The sequence below is a fragment of the Sulfitobacter dubius genome (genome assembly GCF_027214245.1).
In the GTDB taxonomy this organism is placed as follows: Bacteria; Pseudomonadota; Alphaproteobacteria; order Rhodobacterales; family Rhodobacteraceae; genus Sulfitobacter; species Sulfitobacter dubius_A.
Map to the genome: position 1 here is coordinate 16,617 of NZ_JAPWHM010000001.1, position 20,869 is coordinate 37,485.

General features: G+C 61.7%; 18 protein-coding genes. 5 read left to right on the top strand and 13 right to left on the bottom strand.

All coding sequences use genetic code 11. The features are described from left to right. Window positions 1-16 precede the first annotated feature (16 nt). From O4H31_RS00085 to O4H31_RS00110, 6 genes are all read right to left on the bottom strand, one after another. Entirely contained in the window at window positions 17-1,300 is a 1,284-nt protein-coding gene (locus O4H31_RS00085; protein WP_269341581.1) for an ABC transporter substrate-binding protein, read from the bottom strand. An 82-nt stretch (window positions 1,301-1,382) separates the two neighbouring features. After that, window positions 1,383-2,459 carry a branched-chain amino acid ABC transporter permease gene (locus O4H31_RS00090; RefSeq protein ID WP_269341583.1) on the bottom strand — a complete coding sequence of 359 codons (1,077 nt, stop codon included), beginning with the start codon at window positions 2,457-2,459 and terminating at the stop codon, window positions 1,383-1,385. A 63-nt stretch (window positions 2,460-2,522) separates the two neighbouring features. Then, entirely contained in the window at window positions 2,523-3,512 is a 990-nt protein-coding gene (locus O4H31_RS00095; protein ID WP_243262196.1) for a branched-chain amino acid ABC transporter permease, read from the bottom strand. A gap of 56 nt (window positions 3,513-3,568) precedes the next feature. Next, window positions 3,569-4,387 carry an ABC transporter ATP-binding protein gene (locus O4H31_RS00100; RefSeq protein ID WP_269341586.1) on the bottom strand — a complete coding sequence of 273 codons (819 nt, stop codon included), beginning with the start codon at window positions 4,385-4,387 and terminating at the stop codon, window positions 3,569-3,571. Between the two features lie 50 nt (window positions 4,388-4,437). Next, on the bottom strand, window positions 4,438-6,408 hold the full coding sequence (locus tag O4H31_RS00105; RefSeq protein WP_269341588.1) for an AMP-binding protein: 1,971 nt from the start codon (window positions 6,406-6,408) through the stop codon (window positions 4,438-4,440). Between the two features lie 159 nt (window positions 6,409-6,567). Then, window positions 6,568-6,990, bottom strand: a complete 423-nt coding sequence (locus O4H31_RS00110) for a c-type cytochrome (RefSeq protein ID WP_269341590.1) — start codon at window positions 6,988-6,990, stop codon at window positions 6,568-6,570. A 114-nt stretch (window positions 6,991-7,104) separates the two neighbouring features. Here O4H31_RS00110 and O4H31_RS00115 point away from each other — a divergent pair, with 114 nt between their 5' ends. Continuing rightward, complete coding sequence (locus tag O4H31_RS00115) at window positions 7,105-9,015, top strand: PAS-domain containing protein (RefSeq protein WP_269341592.1); 1,911 nt, start codon at window positions 7,105-7,107, stop codon at window positions 9,013-9,015. Beyond that, window positions 9,012-9,728, top strand: coding sequence for a response regulator transcription factor (locus O4H31_RS00120; RefSeq protein ID WP_269341593.1), 717 nt, complete (start codon window positions 9,012-9,014; stop codon window positions 9,726-9,728). Before O4H31_RS00115 ends, O4H31_RS00120 begins: the two co-directional genes overlap by 4 nt. A gap of 6 nt (window positions 9,729-9,734) precedes the next feature. Here O4H31_RS00120 and O4H31_RS00125 read toward each other — a convergent pair whose 3' ends face one another. Together O4H31_RS00125 and fdhF are read right to left on the bottom strand one after the other, a co-directional pair. After that, on the bottom strand, window positions 9,735-10,928 hold the full coding sequence (locus tag O4H31_RS00125) for a hydantoinase/carbamoylase family amidase (RefSeq protein ID WP_269341595.1): 1,194 nt from the start codon (window positions 10,926-10,928) through the stop codon (window positions 9,735-9,737). 14 nt (window positions 10,929-10,942) lie between these two features. Continuing rightward, window positions 10,943-13,708 (bottom strand): formate dehydrogenase subunit alpha, encoded by a 2,766-nt coding sequence (gene fdhF / locus O4H31_RS00130; protein ID WP_269341597.1) that lies wholly within the window; start codon window positions 13,706-13,708, stop codon window positions 10,943-10,945. Between the two features lie 162 nt (window positions 13,709-13,870). Between fdhF and O4H31_RS00135 the strand changes: the two genes are divergently transcribed. From O4H31_RS00135 to O4H31_RS00145, 3 genes are read left to right on the top strand one after another with little or no spacing between them, the layout of a single operon-like run. After that, window positions 13,871-14,521 (top strand): histidine phosphatase family protein, encoded by a 651-nt coding sequence (locus O4H31_RS00135; protein ID WP_259984139.1) that lies wholly within the window; start codon window positions 13,871-13,873, stop codon window positions 14,519-14,521. A gap of 24 nt (window positions 14,522-14,545) precedes the next feature. Next, window positions 14,546-15,169 (top strand): glutathione S-transferase family protein, encoded by a 624-nt coding sequence (locus O4H31_RS00140; RefSeq protein ID WP_269341602.1) that lies wholly within the window; start codon window positions 14,546-14,548, stop codon window positions 15,167-15,169. Further along, window positions 15,166-16,221: a saccharopine dehydrogenase gene (locus tag O4H31_RS00145; RefSeq protein WP_269341604.1), complete on the top strand. Its 1,056-nt coding sequence runs from the start codon at window positions 15,166-15,168 to the stop codon at window positions 16,219-16,221. The genes O4H31_RS00140 and O4H31_RS00145 overlap by 4 nt, the downstream gene beginning before the upstream one ends. Window positions 16,222-16,224: 3 nt before the next feature. On the opposite strand, the gene O4H31_RS00150 is transcribed toward O4H31_RS00145, so the two are convergent. From O4H31_RS00150 to O4H31_RS00170, 5 genes are read right to left on the bottom strand one after another with little or no spacing between them, the layout of a single operon-like run. After that, a complete protein-coding gene (locus O4H31_RS00150; protein WP_269341607.1) occupies window positions 16,225-16,956 on the bottom strand; it encodes an SDR family NAD(P)-dependent oxidoreductase in 732 nt (243 codons plus the stop codon). Then, window positions 16,953-17,519, bottom strand: coding sequence for a DUF3833 family protein (locus O4H31_RS00155; protein WP_067629629.1), 567 nt, complete (start codon window positions 17,517-17,519; stop codon window positions 16,953-16,955). The genes O4H31_RS00150 and O4H31_RS00155 overlap by 4 nt, the downstream gene beginning before the upstream one ends. After that, on the bottom strand, window positions 17,516-18,751 hold the full coding sequence (locus O4H31_RS00160) for an MFS transporter (protein ID WP_269341611.1): 1,236 nt from the start codon (window positions 18,749-18,751) through the stop codon (window positions 17,516-17,518). Before O4H31_RS00160 ends, O4H31_RS00155 begins: the two co-directional genes overlap by 4 nt. Then, entirely contained in the window at window positions 18,748-19,536 is a 789-nt protein-coding gene (locus tag O4H31_RS00165; protein ID WP_269341613.1) for a DUF1365 domain-containing protein, read from the bottom strand. The genes O4H31_RS00160 and O4H31_RS00165 overlap by 4 nt, the downstream gene beginning before the upstream one ends. Continuing rightward, entirely contained in the window at window positions 19,533-20,852 is a 1,320-nt protein-coding gene (locus O4H31_RS00170) for an NAD(P)/FAD-dependent oxidoreductase (RefSeq protein ID WP_269341615.1), read from the bottom strand. Before O4H31_RS00170 ends, O4H31_RS00165 begins: the two co-directional genes overlap by 4 nt. Window positions 20,853-20,869 lie beyond the last annotated feature (17 nt).

Below are 20,869 nucleotides of genomic sequence, written 5' to 3' on the forward strand. Positions count from 1 at the left end.
GGCCGGGAAGCGTGGTTTACTTACAGTTGCCTTCGATGGCGTTCTCGGTTGCGTAGGCCGAGGAGTCTTCGTCGATCAGCGGCTGGATCACATCTTGATCCGACTGCATGAAGTCCGACACGAGGTTCCATTCCTTGGCTTCCGCATCCCACTGGGTCACGGCGACAAAGCCCTCACCACCGTGGTTTTCGCAGGAGACCGAGAACTCGGGCCCGAAGTCCGGCAGGCCAAGCGCCGCCATCTTCTCTTCGGTGATCTCAAGCTGCTCCATCCCGTCGCGCATCTGGCCGCCGGTGATGTCGGTCACACCGTGGATTTCCTGCGCCGTACGGGCCGCTTCAGACACCAGCATGGCGGCATAGACACCACGGTTGTAAAGCACCGAACCGACCTGATCGCCTGCGCCAGCTGCTTTGCCCGCATCGACGACGTATTTCTGCAGATCGTCATAAAGCGGATAGTCGGAGCCCACGTTGTGGAAAGTCAGCGCCTTGTAGCCATCGGCCTTGGCCCCCGCCGCCAGAACGTCGTTTTCCGAACCGGACCACCAGATGCCAATGAACTTATCCATCGGGAAGCGGATGTTGGCGGCTTCTTGAACCGCAACTTGGTTCATCACGCCCCAACCATACATGATCACGTAGTCAGGCTTGTCGCGGCGGATTTGCAGCCACTGGGATTTCTGCTCTTGGCCCGGGTGATCGACCGGCACTTCAGCCAGTTCAAAACCGTGCTTCTTGCTCAACTCTTGCAGGGTGCGGATCGGCTCCTTGCCATAGGCGGAGTTGTGGTACACGAGCGCGATCTTCTTGCCCTCAAGGCTGCCACCTTCCTGCTCCATGATGTGTTTGATCGCAACCGAAGCGCCGTCCCAGTAGTTGGCCGGGAAGTTGAAGACGTGGCTGAAAGTGTCGCCGTTCTTGGCCGAAGTGCGGCCCAGACCAGATGTCAGCATCGGAATGTCATCGGCGGTGACCTTGGGAATCAGCTGGTAGGTGATGCCGGTCGACAGCGGCTGATAGACCAACGCGCCTTCGCCCTTGGTCGACTCGTAGCATTCCACACCTTTTTCGGTGTTATAGGCGGTCTCGCATTCCGGCACGCGGATGGTTTCGCCGCCGATGCCGCCGTCACGCTCGTTCAGCAGCGTGAAATAATCGGCGTAACCGTCGGCGAAGGGGATGCCGCCCGCCGCGTAGGGCCCGGTACGATAGCTCAGCGATGGAAAGACAAGGTCCGCCATCACGGGGCTTGCGGCCATCAGGCCAGCTACGGCCAGTGTTCCCAGTTTATATTTCATCGGTGTTTCCTCCCTTGGATTGTCCGACTTGGGTGTGTGGGCCGGGTTTCCTCCCTCCGGCCTCGCTTTTCATGGCCGTCCCTTAGTGCGGGAAGGGCCACAATCTCAGTTTTTCCTTGGCCACGCGCCACAGCTGCGCCAGCCCGTGCGGCTCTGCGATCAGGAAGATCACGATAAGCCCGCCGACGATCACCAGCTGCAAATGCGCCACGATATCCGTGGGCCATCCGAGCCAGTCGACGCCGACGATCTTCAAAAGCACCGGCAACAGCACAAGGAATGCGGCCCCGGCAAAGCTGCCAAAGATGCTGCCCAAACCGCCGATAATAATCATAAAGAGCACAAGGAACGATTTGTTGATACCAAAGGCTTCGCCCACTTCGACCGCGCCGAGGTAGATCGAAAAGAACAACGCGCCAGAAATACCGATGAAGAAAGAGCTCACCGCAAAGGCCGTCAGTTTCGCACGCAGCGGGTTCACCCCGATGATCTCGGCCGCGATGTCCATGTCGCGGATCGCCATCCATTTCCGGCCAACCGAGCCGCGCGTCAGGTTGCGCGCCACCAGCGCCGAGAAGACGGTAAAGATCAGGCAGAACATATAGGTGGCCCAAGCTTCGGCGCTCGGCCCGGTGATCAGGATGCCAAAGGTGTCACGTTCTGGCGCGCTGATCTGACCCGAAGCCGAATAGTTGTAGAACCACGGCACCCGGTTGAACAACCAGACAAGGAAGAACTGCGCCGCCAGCGTTGCCACGGCAAGGTAGAACCCCTTGATCCGCAAGGACGGCAGACCAAACAGTGCCCCCACGGCGGCAGTGATGACACCGGCCAACAGCACATGAATGAACATGCTGACATCGGGAAACGCCGTCATCAGCTTGTAGCAGGCATAGGCCCCCACCGCCATGAAACCGCCGGTGCCGAGGCTCACCTGCCCGCAATAGCCGACAAGGATGTTCAGCCCAATCGCCGCGATGGCGTAGATCAAAAAGGGCAGGAACAGCGAGTTGACCCAATAGTCATTGACCATAAAGGGAATGACAAAGATCGCGACAAAGAGCACCACATAGTAGCGATAGCGGTCGAACTTGATCGGAAAGGTCTGCTGGTCTTCGGCGTATGTCGTGCTGAAATCGCCTGCTTCACGATAGAACATTAGACTGATTTCCCTTCTGCGATCTTTGTGTCGTTGGATGCACAGCCGCGCATCATGCCTGTATCAAACGCGCTCAATGATCTTCTCCCCAAACAGGCCCTGCGGGCGGAAGACGAGGAAGACCAGCGCCAGCATATAGGCGAACCAGTTCTCGGTCGCGCCGCCAAGGAAGGGGGCACCGATCAGGAACTCGAACAGTTTCTCACCCACACCGATGATCAGCCCGCCGACAATCGCGCCGGGGATCGAGGTGAAGCCACCCAGCATCAGCACCGGCAGCGCCTTGAGCGCGATCAGCGACAGCGAGAACTGCACGCCCGATTTAGCGCCCCACATGATGCCCGCAACCAGCGCCACGAAACCCGCCAGCGACCAGACCAAGATCCAGATGAAGTTGAGCGAGACCCCCACCGACAGCGCGGCCTGATGGTCATCCGCCACAGCCCGCATGGCGCGGCCCTGTTTGGTGTATTGCGCAAACATCACCAACCCGATCACGAGGATCGCCGCGACGATGGAGGCCACGATATCGAGGTTGTCGATAAAGAAGCCGTAGCCGGTGGCCTCAAAGGTGAATTCGTCGATCCAGACGTTGATGCCCTGCGGCAGGCCCACGTCGAGGGTCTTGATCTCGGACCCCCACATCAGGTCGCCCACGCCTTCGAGGAAATAGGCCAGACCGATGGTGGCCATGAACAGAATGATCGGCTCTTGTCCCACGAGGTAGCGGAACACGAAACGCTGCACGCAATAGGCCAGCACGATCATCACGATCATCGTCAACACGATGGCGAGGAAGGCAGGCACATGCCAGCCGAAGTGATGTACTTCGGTGCCGAGGATGGCGTTGATCAAATGGCTGAAGGGCACCTGCCCCTCCATGATCCCGACCAACGTCAGCGCGGCAAAGAGCGCCATGACGCCTTGGGCATAGTTGAAAATGCCCGAAGCCTTGTAGATCAGCACGAAGCCAAGGGCGACGAGCGCATAGAGCACCCCGGCCATCAGCCCGTTCATGAAGACTTCGATTGTAAACGCCAGTTGCTCAGGCATCATTGGCCCTCCCCAAAGTCAGAACGGCAGTGTCATTGCGAGTGATCAAACGGGCCTCAGTCATGGGCCACCCCCAGATAGGCGTCGATCACCTCTTGATTGTTGCGCACGTCATGCGGCGAGCCGTCACCGATCTTGCGGCCATAGTCCATCACGACCACGCGGTCGCTCAAATCCATGACCACGCCCATGTCGTGCTCAATCAGCGCGATGGTGGTGCCGAATTCGTCGTTCACATCGAGGATGAAGCGGGACATGTCCTCTTTTTCCTCGACGTTCATGCCCGCCATCGGCTCATCGAGCAGCAGGATCGTCGGCTCCGCCGCCAAGGCGCGGGCCAGTTCAACACGCTTTTTCAGTCCGTAAGGCAGACGCGCGACCGGGGTTTTGCGGATCGCTTGAATCTCCAGAAAGTCGATGACCTTCTCGGCGATCTCGCGGTTCTCCACTTCTTCGCGCTCGGCCTTGCCCTTCCACAGGGACTGCGCCAGCAGCCCCGATTTCATCTGGGTCAGACGGCCCGTCATGACGTTGTCGAGCACCGACATGCCCTCAAAAAGCGCGATGTTCTGAAAGGTCCGGGCAATGCCCTGCTGCGCCACCTGAAACGGCTTCATCGGCGGGCGCTGCGCGCCTTTGTACCAAACCTCACCCTCCTGAGGAACATAGAAGCCGCTGATAACATTGAGCATTGAGGACTTGCCCGCCCCGTTCGGCCCGATGATCGCGCGGATTTCGCCCTCGCGGATGTCGAATGAGATGTCCTTGATCGCCTCCACGCCGCCAAAGCGCAGGGTGATATTCTTCATCTCCATCACCGTCGGGCCGATTGTGCGGCCGTCCTCGGTGACATAGCTGTCAGCCTGATCTTTCACGCTGTCCCTTTCCATAGTTCCCGCCTGCCCGGCGCTGGCCTGAGCCGCGCTCATTCCGCCGCCATCTTGTGGCTGGTCGGCTGCACCGCGGCGTCGCGAATTTCGAGCGTCGCCTTGATCGAGCCCTTGCGGCCGTCCTCATAGGTCACCTCCGTCTCGGTGCTGACCTGTTTGGAGCCGTCATAAAGCGCGGTGATGATATCGGCGTATTTCTCTTCGATGATCTTGCGGCGCACTTTGCGGGTGCGGGTCAACTCACCGTCGTCGGCGTCCAACTCTTTGTGCAGCACGACAAAGCGGTGCACCTGACACCCCGAAAGCATCTCGTCTTCGGCGACCGAGCGGTTCACCTCCTCTACATGGCTTTGGATCGTGTCCATCACCTGCGGATGCCGCGCGAGTTCTTGGTAAGAGGCGTAGCCGATGTTGTTACGCTCCGCCCAGTTGCCGACCGCCGTCAGGTCAATGTTGATGAAGGCAGTGCATTCGTTGCGCTGGTTGCCGAAAACCACGGCCTCAAGGATGTTGGGGAAGAACTTGAGCTTGTTCTCCACATATTTCGGCGCAAAGAGCCGTCCATCGGCCATCTGGCCCACGTCCTTGGCGCGATCGATGATGCGCAGGTGGCCCGAGCCCTCCTCGATAAAGCCCGCGTCGCCCGTGGCGACCCAGCCTTCGGCATCTTTAGTGTCTGCGGTGCTTTCGGGGTTCTTGTAGTATTCCACGAAGACACCCGGCGAGCGGTAGAAGACCTCGCCATTGTCCGCGATTTTCAACTCCACGCCCGGGCAGGTCACGCCCACGGTATCGCTGCGCACCTCGCCATCGGGCTGCGCGGTAATGAACACCGTCGCCTCGGTCTGGCCGTAGAGTTGTTTGAGATTGATGCCGAGCGAGCGGTAGAAATCGAAGATTTCAGGCCCGATCGCCTCGCCCGCCGTATAGCCGACGCGCACGCGGCTGAACCCCAGCGTGTTTTTCAGCGGGCCATAGATCATCAACTCGCCCAGCGCATATTTCGCACGGTCCATGAACGACACCTTTTTGCCGTCCAGAATCGCGGGGCCAACCTTGCGGGCATGGGCCATGAAAGTGTCGAAAAGCCATTTCTTAAAGCGGCTCGCGTCCTCCATGCGGATCATAACGCTGGTCAGCTGCGTCTCGAACACCCGGGGCGGAGCGAAGTAATAGGTCGGCCCGATCTCGCGCAGGTCGACATGCATGGTGTCGGCGCTTTCAGGGCAGTTGGTGCAAAACCCGGTCCAAAGCGCTTGGCCTACGGAGAAGATGAAATCCCCAACCCATGCCATCGGCAGATAGGCGAGGATTTCATCATTGCGTTTGAGGTTGTCGAATTCCGAAGACGACTTCGCCGTCTCGATCACGTTGCGGTTGCTCAACACCACGCCCTTGGGCTTGCCGGTGGTGCCCGAGGTGTAAAGCATCACGCCGGTCGAGTCGTAATTCAGCTTGGCCTGACGCGCCTCCAACTCGGCGATGTGCTTCTCGCGGTTGGCAAGGCCCAGTTCCTGCACGGCGCTGTATTGGTCAAGCTTGGAGTGGTCGTATTTACGCAGGCCCCGCGGGTCGAGATAGACCATCCGCTCAAAGTCGGGCAGCTGCGCCTGCACTTCGATGATCTTGTCGACCTGCTCCTGATCGCCCACCACGGCGATGCGCGCCCCGCAGTGGCCCATGACATAGGCCATCTCTTCGGCGTTGGCGTCTTGGTAAAGCGGCACGGGGATGGCGCCAGCCATCTGCGCCGCCATCATCGCCCAATAGAGGTATGGTCGGTTGCGCCCGATAACAGCGACGAAATCGCCCTCATCCAGTCCCAGCTCCAGAAATCCGAGCGCCAGCGCCTCAACCTCGTCGCGGGTCTGCGACCAGGTCCAGCTTTGCCAGATCCCGTATTCCTTCTCCCGATAAGCGGGGGCGTTTGCGAATTCACTTGCGTTGCGATGCAACAGCGCCGGCACGGACTGAGGTCCGTCGGCACGCGTCAGCGGCTTAGCCAAATTGTCTTCCTCCCATGCCCGCCCTCCCCGGCGGGTTCGATCGCTTGTGCGATTCTATGATCTCACAAGTGACGTTGTCTTAGGTGTGGAGGTCAACTTTTTCCTGATCTTTTCCGAATCCTAACGAATTGTTACAGCGCGATTTAGCACCCTTCGCGGCTAGTCGATGCCGTTGGCACGCTGCACCTCGCGCACATAGGTCACGATGGATTTAACCTCGGCCTGAGTGATCCCTTCCACCGGGGGCATATTGCCGAAAGACCAGTGATGCTGGCGTACGCCATTGGTTGCCGCGACCAGAAAAGCGCCGTCGCCGTGGTGGCTGGGTTCATATATTTTATGGATCAGCGGCGGGCCTGCGCCTTCGCGCCCGGCGGCGTTGACCCCGTGACAGGCCGAGCATTTCGCTTCAAATGCACGCGCGCCGATCTGCGCCTGCTCGCTCAGGCTGTCCGGCAAGGTGACGGCTGCCATCGTCGCGCCGCTTGTTGTGGGGGCCGGGGCCTCTTCGGCACGCCACCACATATATCCGCCAATCGCGACCACCGCAGCCACCGCCACCATTCCAAAGTTCTTGTCCATGCTCTGCCTTTCGGGTTTCATTTGCCGCGCTTCTCCGGGCCTCCAGCGCAAGAAGGTCAAGCGCCATTTGGCCTTTCCTCTGCGCGGTGCTGGCCCTACCGTCGACGGATGCCAATGCAGATCACCGATGACCAAACCAAAGCCCTGACCCAAGCCGGTCTGAACCTGATCGCTCAGGCGCTGACGATCTATGACAGCGACTTGCGCCTTGCGGTCTGCAACGGGCCGTTTCAATCCATGTTCGACCTGCCCGATGAACTGGTCACCCCCGGCGCGCCCTTTGAGGATACGATCCGCCACCTTGCCGGAACCGGCGAATATGGCGAGGTCTCGGATGTCGATGCCTTCGTGGCCGAGCGTGTCGAACAAGCGCAGGCTTTTGTGCCGCATTACATGGAACGCACCCGCGCGAACGGGCGCACCATCAGCGTCGAAGGCTCCCCGCTGCCGCAGGGCGGCTGGGTCACGGTCTATACCGACATCACCAACACCAAACGGCAAGAGGCGCTGTTGCGCGCGCGGTCCGATGCGCTGAGCGATCAACTGCTCTCCCATGCCGAACAACTCGCCGCTAGCAACCGCAAACTCGAAGCGACGATCACGGCGCTGGAAGAAGCCAAACGGCAGGTCACCGAAAGCGAAGCCCGCACTCGCCTCACGACCGAGATGATGCCCGCCCATATCGCCCATGTCGACGAGAATGGCCGCTACATTTATTCCAACCGCCGTCTGAGCAGTGTGATGCCGGGGCGGCCCAGCAATATCTACGGTCTGCACATCAGCGACGCGCTCGGGGCCTCCGCCTATGGGCGGATCAAACCCGCGCTGACCCAAGCCTATGCGGGCAGCCCGGCGGTGATCGAGTTCACTCATGACGCCTCTGCCCGCCGGATACGCGGTGCCTTCACCCCCGATGGGCGCGGCGGGGTCTATATCCTGTCGATGGACATCACCGAAGAGACCCAGACCCGCGTCGCCCTGCAACAGACACTGAAACGCGAGTTGGCCTCTCGCATGATCTCTGGGCTGGCGCATGACTTTTCGAACCTTTTGACCATCATTCTGGGGATGCAGTCGAAACTCGCCCGGCTGCCCGACATGCCGGCGCAAGCGGGCGAATTGGTCGAAGGGACCTTGGCCGCGGCCCGGCGGGGCGGCACGCTGCTCAGCTCCATCGCTGATGTGACCGAACCCCGCGCCCTGCGCCCTGCGGCCACCGATATCACCGACCTCTTGAACGAGCTTTCCACCCTCGCCGCCCCGACCCTGCCCCCGAAATGCGCGCTGGTGGTGCGCAATGACGCGCCGGAGGGGTCGGTGCTACTCGACAAAGGCCGCGTGCAGGATGCGCTTTTGAACCTCATCCTTAACGCCCGCGACGCCTGCGGCGCGCGTGGCACCATCACCCTAACTCAGCGGCTGGTGCATGACACTTGGGTCGAATGGGTGATCCACGACACTGGGCCGGGCTTTTCGCCCTCTGCGCTGGAGCGTGGGGTCGAGCCCTTCTTCACCACAAAGGGCCGCGAGGGGTCGGGGCTGGGTCTGTCGATGGTCTACGACATGACCAAATCCGCCGGCGGCGATCTGCGGCTGAGCAATGCCCCCGAGGGCGGCGCGCAGATCAGCCTGCGTCTGCCCTACCGCGCCGCCGTGCCGGCCACGACGGGTCTGGTGCTGCTGGTCGAAGACACCACCGACATTCGCGCCGTGGTGCGGGACATGCTGATGGATCAAGGCCATTCGGTGATTGAGGCCACCAGCGCAGATGAGGCCACGGCCCTGATCGCTGATCTGCCCGACATCACTCTTGTCCTCTCTGACATCCAACTCACCGGCGAAGGCACCGGCATCGACCTTGCCCTCCGTGTCGGCAGCAGCCTGCCACTGTTGCTGATGACCTCTCTGCCCGCCGATCACCCGCTGTTTGTCGAGGCGCAAACCCTCGCGCCGGTGCTGCGCAAACCCTTTGAAAAAGACGATCTGCAAGCGTTGATCGCCCCTTTGAAAGCCACCGCCCCATGAGCCGTGATACCGCCCCGCGCCCGCTGGTCACCATTCTGGATGACGAACCCGAGATCCGTCAAATGCTGTCGGACACACTGGAGGAAGCCGGTTTCGATACGCTCAGCTTTGGCCGTGCACGGGCTTTTGAGGCCGCCTTGGCCAGCCATACGCCCGATGTCTGCCTTGTCGATCTCAGCCTGCCCGACACCGACGGGCTGACGCTGGTCCACCGGCTGGCGCTGGAGCAAGGCGCGATCGTGATCATCATCTCGGGCCGTGCGCAGGTGCAGGACCGGGTGACTGGGCTGGAACTGGGGGCCGATGATTATATCATCAAACCCTTCGATCCGGCGGAAGTGGTCGCCCGCATCCGCGCCCGCCTGCGCAGTGCCAAGCCCACCCCACAGGCCGGCACCACCGCGCGGTTTAACGGCTGGACCGCGCATTTCGACCGCTATGTCTTGCAGGATGCGAAAGGCACCGAGGTGACATTTTCTCACGCCGAAGGCGAGGTGCTGCGCCTTTTCCTAGACGCACCGAAACGGCTGATCAGCCGTGCGCAGATGCAAGAAAGCCTTGGCGGCGTGGCTTCCGAAAGTTTTGACCGCGCGATGGACGTGCGCATCTCGCGGCTGCGCACGAAGCTTGGCGAAGACCCGAAGAACCCGCAGTTGATCAAGACGATCTATGGCGCGGGCTATATCTTCCTTGGCGATGTGAACTGGGACTGACGGCGCTCAAAGCGCCGCGACGGCCCGGCCCAGCACCTCGACCGCCGCGACCAGATCGTCTTCGGCTGTGTCCTCTTCGAAAGCATGGCTGATCCCGTTGATCGACGGCGCGAACAACATCGCCACGGGCATCAGCCGCGCCACATTGGTCGCGTCATGCAAAGCGCCCGAGGGCATCTTGCGCCACTTGCCCGGCGCTACCGTTTCCGCCGCCTCGGCCAGGGCGTCGCGCAGTCGGGTATCCATCGCTACCGGCTCCAACCCCAACATCGGACCAAAAGACAGCTCCATCCCACGTGTCTGGGCAACCTCTTCGGCGGTCTCGCGGATGATCTTCTCCATCCGCCCCAGACGATCGCTGTCGCCGTCCCGCCACTGCATGGAAAACACCGCCTTGCCGGGCACGATGGACGAGGCATTGGGGTGCAGGCTGACATGGCCTATCGTCCAGACGGTGCTTGGCGTCACTACATTGCGCAGCCGGTCATTAAGCAGGCTGTTGAAGGCAGATACCGCTTGAAAGGCATCCTTGCGCACCGCCATCGGCGTGGTGCCCGCGTGGTTTTGCTGGCCTTCAAAGGTCACCTTCATATCGCGGATGCCGACGATGTCGCTGACCACACCGATCTGCTCACCGCTGTCATCCAGCGTCGGCCCTTGTTCGATGTGCAACTCGATATAGCCGGTGAACTGCGCGGGATCGACCGGGCCGGTGACCATACCCGCCACCGCGCGGCGCGCCTCCGCCAAACTGACCCCAGCATGATCGGTGAGACCGTCAGCATCCACCTGATCCAAAGCGCCGGACCAGACCGTCGAACCGGTGGTCACGCCAAAGCGCCCCTCTTCGTCCTGAAACGACACGACCGAGACCGCAGGCCCTCCGGCCTCACCCGCTGCGCGGGCAACTTCGAGAGCGGCAATCACGCCCAAGGCACCGTCAAGCCAGCCGCCTTCGGGCTGGCTGTCGGAATGCGACCCCAGCAGGATCGACGGCCCTTCGGCCAAGCCAAAGAGGTTGCCCATGGCGTCGACCTCAACGGTCAGCCCCGCATCGCGCATCCGCCCAGTAAGCCATTCCCGCGCCTCCACATCGGCAGCGGAATAGGCCGGGCGCACCACGCCCTTGCCCACACCCGCCGCGCCAATGGCACGCAGGTCGTGCAGGTCTTTCAAAAATCGGGCGGCATCAATCTTCATCTTTAAAACTTTCTTTACTCGGCGGCGACGGCCCCTTTTGCCGCCTCCACCCTAACGGCAGAGAACTTAAACTCCGGGATCTTGCCATAGGGGTCAACCGCTGGATTTGTCAGGATATTCGCCGCCGCTTCGACATAGGCGAAGGGCAGGAAGACCATATCGGGCGCGACCGCGCGATCCGCGCGGGCCATGATCTCGATACTGCCGCGCTTGGTCGACAGCCGCACATGTTCGCCCGGGGCGACGCCGAGGCGACGCAGGGTCGACGGGTGCAAAGAGCAATTCGCCTCCGGCTCCAGCCCGTCGAGTACCTTGGACCGCCGGGTCATCGACCCGGTATGCCAATGCTCCAACTGTCGCCCCGTGGTCAGGATCATCGGATACTCCGCATCGGGCACATCATCAGGGGCCACGATCGCGGCGGGGGTGAATTTGGCACGGCCTTCGGGACGCGGGAAACCCTCGCTAAAGACAATCGCCTGCCCGGGATCGTTTTCGCTGAGCGACGGGTAGGTCACCGCATTCTCCTGCGCCAGCCGGTCCCATGTGATATTGTCGAGCGAGGCCATGTTGCGCTTCATCTCGGCAAAGACATCCGCCGGGCTTTCGTAGGACCAGCCAAGGCCCAGCCGCTTCGCTAGTTCGACCTCGATCCACCAATCCTCGCGCGCCTCCCCCGGGGGCGTCACCGCCGTGCGGCCCATCTGGACCTGCCGGTTGGTGTTGGTCACCGTGCCAGTCTTCTCGGCGAAGGCAGAGGCGGGCAGGATCACGTCGGCGTAATTCGCCGTCTCGGTGAGGAAAATGTCCTGCACCACAAGGTGATCCAGTTTGGCCAGCGCATCGCGCGCATGGTCGACATCGGGGTCCGACATCGCCGGGTTTTCCCCCAGCACATACATCGCCTTGATGTCCCCATCATGCACCGCGTCCATGATCTCGGTCACGGTCAGCCCCTTCTTGGCGCTGAAATCGCCCGAGCCCCAAACCTCGGTAAACGCACTGCGCACCCCATCGTCGCCGACGGGCTGATAATCGGGCAGGAACATCGGGATCAGCCCCGCATCCGACGCGCCCTGCACGTTGTTCTGCCCCCGAAGCGGATGCAGCCCAGCGCCGGGGCGTCCAATCTGGCCAGTCATCAGCGCGAGAGAGATCAGGCAGCGCGAATTGTCGGTACCGTGGATGTGCTGGCTCACCCCCATGCCCCAAAAGATCATCGCCGCATTGGCCCCTGCAAAGGTCCGCGCAACATCGCGCAGCACGTCGGCTTCGATACCGCAGATCGGGGCCGTTTTTTCGGGGCTGAAATCCTTTAGGTGCGCTTTTTCGGCCTCCCAATTCTCGGTATAGGCCGCGATATATTGCGCGTCATACAGCCCCTCTTCAACGATCACATGCATGATCGCATTGAGCATCGACACATCGGTGCCGGGGCGGAATTGAAGCATATGGCTGGCGAAGCGCCGCAGCCCCACACCGCGGGGGTCCATCACGATCAGCTTGCCACCGCGTTTGGTGAATTGCTTGAAATAGGTCGCGGCGACGGGGTGGTTCTCAACCGGGTTGGCCCCGATCACGATCGCCACATCGGCATTCTCGATCTCGTTGAAGGTCGCCGTCACTGCACCCGAACCCACATTCTCCATCAGCGCCGCCACGGATGAGGCATGGCAGAGCCGCGTGCAGTGATCGACGTTGTTATGGCCAAAGCCCTGACGGATCATCTTTTGGAACAGATAGGCTTCTTCATTGGTGCATTTGGCGCTGCCGAAACCCGCCACCTCGCGCCCGCGCCCTTTCAACCCCTTGGCGGCGAAATCCAGTGCCTCGTCCCATGTGGCCTCGCGGAAAACCTCGCTCCAGTTGCCGGGATCGACGTTCAGCCCCTTGGCGGGCGCGTCGTCGCGGCGGATCAGCGGTTTGGTCAGGCGGTGGTCGTGGTGGATATAGTCAAAGCCAAAGCGCCCCTTGACGCAGAGCCGTCCTTCGTTCGCCGGGCCGTTGATGCCTTCGACGTATTTGACCTTGTTGTCCTTCACCTTGAGCGAAATCTGACAGCCGACGCCGCAGAAGGGGCAGACGCTGGCGACTTCGTCGTCGTAATTTGCTGAGTCACCTACCTGCGCTTCATCGACCACCGTGGCGGGCATCAACGCCCCCGTCGGGCAAGCCTGCACGCATTCGCCGCAAGCCACACAGGTCGACGCGCCCATCGGATCGTCGATGTCGAAAACCGGATAGGCATCATGCCCGCGCCCGGCCATGCCGATCACGTCGTTGACCTGCACCTCGCGGCAGGCGCGGACGCAGAGGTTGCACTGGATGCAAGCATCAAGGTTTACACGCATTGCCACATGGCTGTCGTCCAAAAGCGGTATCCGGTCCCGCTCTAGCTTGGGGAAACGGCTGCTCTCCACCCCGCTCAGGGCCGCCATGTCGCGCATGTGACTCGACTTGTCATGGGCCACGTCCTGCGCGGGCTGATCGGCCAGCAGCAGCTCCATCACCATTTTGCGGGCATTCTCGGCGCGCGCATTGTTAGTGGTGACGACCATCCCCTCGGCAGGCTCGCGGATGCAGGAGGCCGCCAGCACCCGCTCTCCTTCGATCTCGACCATACAGGCGCGGCAGTTGCCGTCGGGGCGGTAGCCGGGCGCGGGTTTGTGGCACAGATGCGGAATTCTCAAACCCCGACCGTTGGCCACTTCCCAAATGGTCATGCCAGCCTCTGCCTCAACGGTTTGCCCATCAAGCGTGAATGTGATCCTCTCGGCCATGGCTGCCCCTCCCGCTAGCTATTGCCCAAACTATAAGCAAAACTCGGCCCTTGTCAGGGGCCAATCCCGACACCCCGTCACGGATAAACGCCGCGGCGGTGCATTGCATTGTATGGCCCGACAAGCTGCCCTATCACTTGGGCGAACAGTGAAAGCCCTTTGATGTCCCACATTACCCTGATCCGCCACGGCCAAGCCAATTCCACCGCCAAGGACGAGTTGAGCTATGACCGTCTCAGCCCGCTGGGTCATGAGCAGGCCGCGTGGCTGGGCGACCATTTGCGCCAGAGTGAAACCCACCACACGCGGCTTTATACCGGCACGTTGACCCGCCACATCGAGACGGCGGAGGGGATGAACACCGGGCTGGAACCCATTCGCGACGCACGGCTGAACGAGTTGGAGTATTTCACCCTCGCCAATCTGATGGAGCAGCAGCACAAGGTGCCCTTTCCCCGCGCGGGCGAGTTTGTGCATCACCTGCCGCAGGTCTTTGACTATTGGAAAGCGGGCAAGCTTGCCGACACGCCCGAAACCTATGAGAACTTTGAAACGCGGGTGCAATCGGCTCTGGCTGAAATTGCCGAAGGTGAAGGCCCGGCGCTGGTGGTGACTTCGGGCGGGCTGATCTCTCTGGCGATGGCACAGGCCATGGGGGTGGGCATTCCGGCAATGGCGCGGCTTGCGCTGGCGATCATGCATACTTCGATGCACCGGCTCTTTCCCATCGGCGGGCATTGGTCGCCCGTGCTGTTCAACGCCGTGCCGCATCTTGACCGCCCCGACCGCCGCCTTGCACAAACGCATATGTAACCCCTCGCCGCGAAAGGCTGACCCATGCTGAAACTTCACTACGCCCCCGGCACGATCTCAGTCGCCGTTGCCATCGCCCTTGAAGAAGCGGGGCTGGACTATGAGCCGGTGAAGGTCGATTTCGCCGCTGCCGAACAAACCGGCGCGCCCTATCTGGCGCTGAACCCCAAGGGCCGCGTGCCGACCCTCGTGACCGAAGCGGGCACCACCCTGACCGAGACCGGCGCGCTTTTGGACTATGTCGCAGCCCGTGCGCCCGAGGCGGCGCTGGTCCCGGCTGACCCTGAACTCGCGGCCCATATGCGCGGGGTGATGTACTACCTCGCCTCGACCATGCATGTGGCCCATGCTCATAAGATGCGCGGCCACCGCTGGGCCGATCAGCAATCGAGCTTTGACGACATGAAAGCCAAGGTGCCGCAGACCATGGCCGATTGCGCGGCCTATGTCGAAAACCATGCCTTCCGGGGCGACTTCGTTGCAGGCGATGCCCTGTCGCTGGCCGATCCCTATCTCTTTGTCGTCTCGGGATGGCTGGCTGGTGATGGGGTCGACCGCGCGGCTTACCCACGGCTTGATGCCTTCGCCGCCCGGATGGAAAACCGTGCCAGCGTCAAGGCCGTGCGCGCGAAGGGAATGTTGGCATGACCCATCTGTGGCTGCGCGCCGAACAGCGCGACAATGAGACCCGCACCGGGCTGACGCCCGAAGGGACCGCCGCGCTGATCGCATCCGGCATGAAGATGAGCGTCGAAGACAGCGACAGCCGCGTTATCCCCACCGCCGCCTATGCGCAGGCGGGCTGCGAGATCGTCCCCGCGCATAGCTGGCCCGACGCCCCGCGCGATGCGGTGATCTTTGGTCTGAAGGAACTGCCCGAAGACGGGACGCCCCTGCCCCATACCCACATTATGTTCGGCCACGCCTACAAAGGCCAATCCTCGGGCCGCAAACTATTGGAGCGGTTCAAGGCGGGCGGTGGCACGCTGCTGGATTTGGAATACCTGACCGATGACAATGGCCGCCGCGTTGCCGCCTTTGGCTATTGGGCGGGCTTTGCGGGGGCAGCCGTCTCGGTCAAATGCCGCATCGCACAGCTGCGCGGGGAGACTTGCGGGCCGGTTGCGCCCTACGCTGACGCCGAAGCCCTGAAAGCCGCATTGACCGAAGAACTCGCCCAAGTCGACGCGAGCGGCGACCGTGCGCTGGTCATCGGCGCTTTGGGCCGCGTGGGGCGCGGGGCGAGCGATCTTTGCGCTGCTTTGGGCATCCCCGTCACCGGCTGGGACATGGCAGAGACCGCCCACGGCGGGCCGTTCCCTGAAATCCTTAATCATGCCTATTTCTTCAACTGCATCCTCGCAGGGCCAGACACTCCCGCCTTCGTCCGCCCCGATGCTCCTAAGGCAAAGCGCGCCCTGCGGGTGATCGGCGACATTGCCTGCGACCCCGACAGCGCTTTCAATCCGGTGCAGGTCTATGATCGGGCGACCACTTGGGCGGAGCCTGCGCTGCGTGTGCATGACGCCCCGCCGTTGGATATCATGGCCATCGACAATCTGCCGTCCATGCTGCCGCGCGAAAGCTCAGAGGATTTTGCCAGCCAGTTGTTGCCAACGCTGCGGGCACTGCCGGAGACGGACAATCCCGTCTGGCAACGCGCGCGCGATCTGTTCGATCAGCATGTCGCCGAGGTCTGACCTTCAGGAGAAGAACCGGTAGTAAAGCCAGTCCGGCAAGAACCGCCCCAAACGGAACAGCAGCGAAAACCCGTAGGGAAAATCCAGTTTGAAACTGTCGCCGTTCATATGCTCATAGACACGCCGTGCGGCGTCTTTCGGCTCCATCAAAAAGGGCATTTTGAAATCGTTCTTGTCGGTCAACTGGGTCTTGATGAAACCGGGATTGATCACCTGAACCTGTACGCCGGTCTTGCGCAGATCGGCGTGCATCGATTCTGCCAAAGACAGGGTCGCCGCCTTGGAGGCCGTATAACCGATTGAGCCGGGCAAACCGCGATAGGCGGTCAGGCTGGAGGTGATGACGATATGCCCGTGGTCGCGCGCGACCATCTCTGGCACCACTTGCCCCAAGACACGCATCAGCCCGGTGAAGTTCACATCGGCCATGGTTACGCCATGTTCGGCCTGCCACTCCTGCGCTCCAAAGGGCCAATAGGCCCCCGCCAGATAGACCAACCCGTCGATTGGCCCCACATCCTTTGCCGCCTGCGCCACATCCGCGTCATCGGTCACATCCAAGACCCGCACCCGCGCCCGTCCCGGCAGCGCCTGCGCCAGCTCGGTCAGCTTGTCCTCCGAGCGGGCCGAGAGGATCACCTCAACCCCGGTGCGGCTAAGCTGATGTGCCAATGCCGCCCCAAGCCCGTCGCTTGCGCCCACAAGCCAATAGGTCTTGCCTTGCCAGTCTTTCATCTTTCCTCCGCCGGTCGCAGCGTGGCGACCAATTCTGCTACTTTGATCCCGAATTTCCGAAACTGGCTGCGGTTCACGATGGTGCCATCGGGGGTGAGATACATCCAATCGACAGTTTTCAGCACATGACTGCCCAGTTCTTCGGGCAGTCGGATACGATAGCGCAGCTGCAAGGTCGGTCCAGCCTGAACGCCCTGCCCCACGCCGATTACATCCGGGGCGGTGCTGGTGAAATTGCCGTTCTCGCCCAATGTGACGGTCCATTCGCGCTCCTGACGCGAACCGTCGTTATAGCGAAAGGTTTCGGCCACGGTGGCCACATTCCCCTCCCAAGACACGTCGAACTTGGCCGTGAAGCTGCTGGTGACCCGGCCTAGGGGGCCGAAAATCACGCCTTCGCAAATCATCTCATCGCGCAGATGCAACCGCAGGTCAAAAACGGGAAAGGAGTCGACATAGTCGCTTGGCGACTGGCCATGAAACTCCCCCAAACGACGGCGCAAAAAAGTGAGCAATAGACCAAGGCCAAGCCCGACAGCGATAAAGATCAACGGCTCTGTCACGGTGTCTCCACGTCTTTTGCACTGGCGAGCAGAGCGATTGCCAGCAATTTCAAAGCGCAAGGTACACCGGCATAGAACCAGATCAACAGGGATATGGATGTGTCGGAACTGGTTCCCGCTCCGGTCTGCAGCCCTGCGCGTTCTAAAGCTGGAAGTAGAGCAACAGCCGCGAAAGCCAAGGTCAATTTGGAGACGAAGGACCAGAGGCCAAAACCTTCGGCAGCCGAGGGGGAAATCTGCGCCATGCGGCTGGCGAACATGGCAGGCAAAAGGGTCAAATCCGCGCCCAATACCGCGCCTGAGGCCAGACAGACCAAGGCGAAAAGCGCAACATCCCCCGGCCCCAGCAACAGCGCCCCGCCGAAGGACGCGATGCCTAAAACCATTGCGACCAGCAGCACCCGACGCGGGCCGTGCCGCTCTGCCAAGATCCCCCAAAGCGGTGCCGCCGCTGCCGCTGAAAGGAAAAACAGCAGCAAAAGCGGCCCCTCCCACCCCGGCGCCTCAAGCGCCAGTTCGACATAGAAGAGAAACAGGGTCGAGGTGACGGCAACCGGGGAGGCATTGACCAGCGCGATCAACAACAGCCGCCGCGCCTGCGCATCGCGCAACACGGTGCCGAAGCCACTTTCCATCGGCAGCACCGCCGCCCGCCACTCGCCCCGCATGGCGACCGTGGCCCAAAGCGCCAAGATCGCAAAGCCAACAGCAAACCCGGCAAAGGGACGATCCAGCCCCACGCCCAATAGCAAAGGCGCGACAGAGGCCAGACAAACCCCCAAAAGCGCGCCCGTCTCACGCCAGCGCGCAAGGGTCAAATGCCCCGCCCCCGGCAGGCTGTCGGCCTTGGCAACCCCTTGGGCATAGAAACAGATGGTCAAAAAGCTGAAGGCGGAAAACACCAGCGTCAGCATCAGCGCGAACCACAGCACCGGCGCCACCGGGGCGGGCATGGCAAAAAGCCCCAGCATCGCCAGCGCCATCACCGCGCCCGCCACCATCACCGCAGTGCCGCGCTTGTTGCGCAGCTTTTGGGCCAACCAACCGAGGGCGGGGTCTTGCACCACATCCAACAGCCGCAAACCAAAAAGCACCGACCCAAGTGCCGTCAGCGAGACCCCGTATTCATCGACATAGAACTTCGGCGCGTGAATGTAGATCGGCAGCCCCGCCGACGCGAGCAATGCCGCGAAAAGCGCATAGGCGGGCAACCGGGTCGGGCGTCCTGTCATCGGCCACCCGCGCCATGCGCCGCATCACGGGATACGTCGACATTAGGCGCCTCGGGGCGGGCGCGAAACCCCGCCCGTTTCAGCCAAAGCTTCAGCGCCTGCCAATGGATCAGCGCCAGCACCCGCCGCGCACCGAAAGGGCGGCGCAGCAGCGACCAAAGGATTCCGCGATTGGTCAGCGGCGCACGCGGCCCGGTCAATGTGGCGATCAACCCGTTCTCCCCATCCGAGAAATCGATCCAGATGCCGATCCGCTCAGAGGTGATATCAAAACGAAAGACATAGCCACCCGAGACATCTTGGAAGGGGGAGACATGCATGAGCTTTGCGGCCTTCAGCCTGTCGTCGGGCGCGATCGGGCGTAGGTCTGCATGATGACACAGATATGAATGCCGGTCTCCATAGGTGTTCGTCACCTCGGCGATCACCGCGATCAGCGCATCATCCGCCCGGCGGCACAGCCAAAAGCTGACCGGGTTGAAAACATGGCCCAGCACCCGCGGCTGCGCCACAAGCTCAATCCGCGCGACCCCGACGATGTCATGCGCCGCCAAAACCTCGCGCACCCAAAGGGCACCACGCCCCTGCCCCGGCGCGCCGCCGTGGTCGCTGTCTTGCAGGCTGGTCAGGCCTGCCCCGTTGCGGGCGAAAAGCGCGGGCGTCCTCAGCGCCGTGGCCTCGGCATCGCAGATCACATAGTCGACCGAATAGCGAAAGCGGTTTTCGACCGCGCCCTTGCGGCCATGAAAGGTCTGACCGCTGATATGATCGACGCCCGCCGTCACTCCGCCGCCAATGGCGCCGCCCGCGCGGTCTGCATCCGCTCGACCACATCCACCGCACTGGCCAGCCCGTCTTCGTGAAAGCCGTGCCGCATCCAAGCGCCGCAGAACCACGTATTCTGGCTGCCGTTAAACGCACGCACCTCCTCCTGCGCGGCTAAAGCGGCAAGGTCATAGACCGGATGGCGCAGGGTGACTTGATCATAAATCAGATCTTCGCGGATCGTGCGTTTGGTGTTGAGCGTCACGAAATGCGGATCATCCTGCGGGATCGGTTGAAGCGAATTCATCCAATAGGTTAGGTCGATCCGGTCAGACTTCTGCTCTCGATCCTCGGTATAGACCCAAGATGCCCAAGTAGAACGCCGCTTGGGCATGATGCTGGCATCGGCGTGCAAAACGATGTCGTTGGGCTGATAGCGGATTGCGCCCAAGGCGCGCTTCTCGGCCTCTGTCGGATCAGAAAGCATCGCCAGCGTGTCATCGGAATGGGTGGCAAAGATCACTTCGTCAAACGCCTCCCACTCACCGCCCCATGCGCGGACCTCTGCGCCTTGCGCGGTGCGGCGCACGGCCTGCACCGGGCAATCGGTGCGCAGGTCAACGCCATTGGCGCGCAAAGCATTCTCCAACCGGTCGACATACTGCCGCGAGCCGCCCTTCACCGTGTACCACTGATGCTGGCCGGAATAGTTCAGCAGCGCGTGGTTCTCGAAAAAGTTGACCATGGCATGAGCCGGGAAGTCCATGATTTTTTCGGTCGGGGTGGACCAGATCGCGCCGGAAAGCGGCGAAAGATAGAAGTCGCGGAAATAGCGCCCGGTGCCAAGCCGGTCGAGAAACTCGGCAATGGTCATCGACGGATCGCGCGAGACGGCCAGAGCGTTTTTGTTAAAATGCACGATATCGCGCAGCATCCGCAGGAAGGGCGGACTGAACATATTACGCTTCTGGGCAAAGACCGCATTGAAATTGGTCAGCGCATATTCCAGCCGCCCACCGTCAATCGACGCGCCAAAGCTCATGTTCGACGGCACAACCGGCACGTCCAATTCCGCAAAGAGCTCGGCAAGATGCGGGTAGTTGGCATAGTTGAACACGATAAACCCGGTATCGACCGGCTGATCACCATTCTTGCCCGCGATCACCGTCCGCGCATGGCCGCCGATCTTTGCCCCTGCCTCATAGAGGGTGACGCGGTCCGCAGGTGCCAGCATATGCGCCGCCCCCATGCCGGAAATTCCACCGCCGATCACGGCGACACGCCGACCAAGCGGCTGTCGGGGGAGGGTACTGTCGTTCAGAGCTTCAAAAGGCATAGGGGTCCTGCTTTGGT

Coding starts and splice junctions, on each gene's coding strand:
- O4H31_RS00085 (WP_269341581.1), bottom strand. CDS start 1,300: ATGAAATATAAACTGGGAACACTGGCCGTAGCTGGCCTGATGGCCGCA.
- O4H31_RS00090 (WP_269341583.1), bottom strand. CDS start 2,459: ATGTTCTATCGTGAAGCAGGCGATTTCAGCACGACATACGCCGAAGAC.
- O4H31_RS00095 (WP_243262196.1), bottom strand. CDS start 3,512: ATGCCTGAGCAACTGGCGTTTACAATCGAAGTCTTCATGAACGGGCTG.
- O4H31_RS00110 (WP_269341590.1), bottom strand. CDS start 6,990: ATGGACAAGAACTTTGGAATGGTGGCGGTGGCTGCGGTGGTCGCGATT.
- O4H31_RS00115 (WP_269341592.1), top strand. CDS start 7,105: ATGCAGATCACCGATGACCAAACCAAAGCCCTGACCCAAGCCGGTCTG.
- O4H31_RS00120 (WP_269341593.1), top strand. CDS start 9,012: ATGAGCCGTGATACCGCCCCGCGCCCGCTGGTCACCATTCTGGATGAC.
- O4H31_RS00125 (WP_269341595.1), bottom strand. CDS start 10,928: ATGAAGATTGATGCCGCCCGATTTTTGAAAGACCTGCACGACCTGCGT.
- fdhF (WP_269341597.1), bottom strand. CDS start 13,708: ATGGCCGAGAGGATCACATTCACGCTTGATGGGCAAACCGTTGAGGCA.
- O4H31_RS00135 (WP_259984139.1), top strand. CDS start 13,871: ATGTCCCACATTACCCTGATCCGCCACGGCCAAGCCAATTCCACCGCC.
- O4H31_RS00140 (WP_269341602.1), top strand. CDS start 14,546: ATGCTGAAACTTCACTACGCCCCCGGCACGATCTCAGTCGCCGTTGCC.
- O4H31_RS00145 (WP_269341604.1), top strand. CDS start 15,166: ATGACCCATCTGTGGCTGCGCGCCGAACAGCGCGACAATGAGACCCGC.
- O4H31_RS00150 (WP_269341607.1), bottom strand. CDS start 16,956: ATGAAAGACTGGCAAGGCAAGACCTATTGGCTTGTGGGCGCAAGCGAC.
- O4H31_RS00160 (WP_269341611.1), bottom strand. CDS start 18,751: ATGACAGGACGCCCGACCCGGTTGCCCGCCTATGCGCTTTTCGCGGCA.
- O4H31_RS00170 (WP_269341615.1), bottom strand. CDS start 20,852: ATGCCTTTTGAAGCTCTGAACGACAGTACCCTCCCCCGACAGCCGCTT.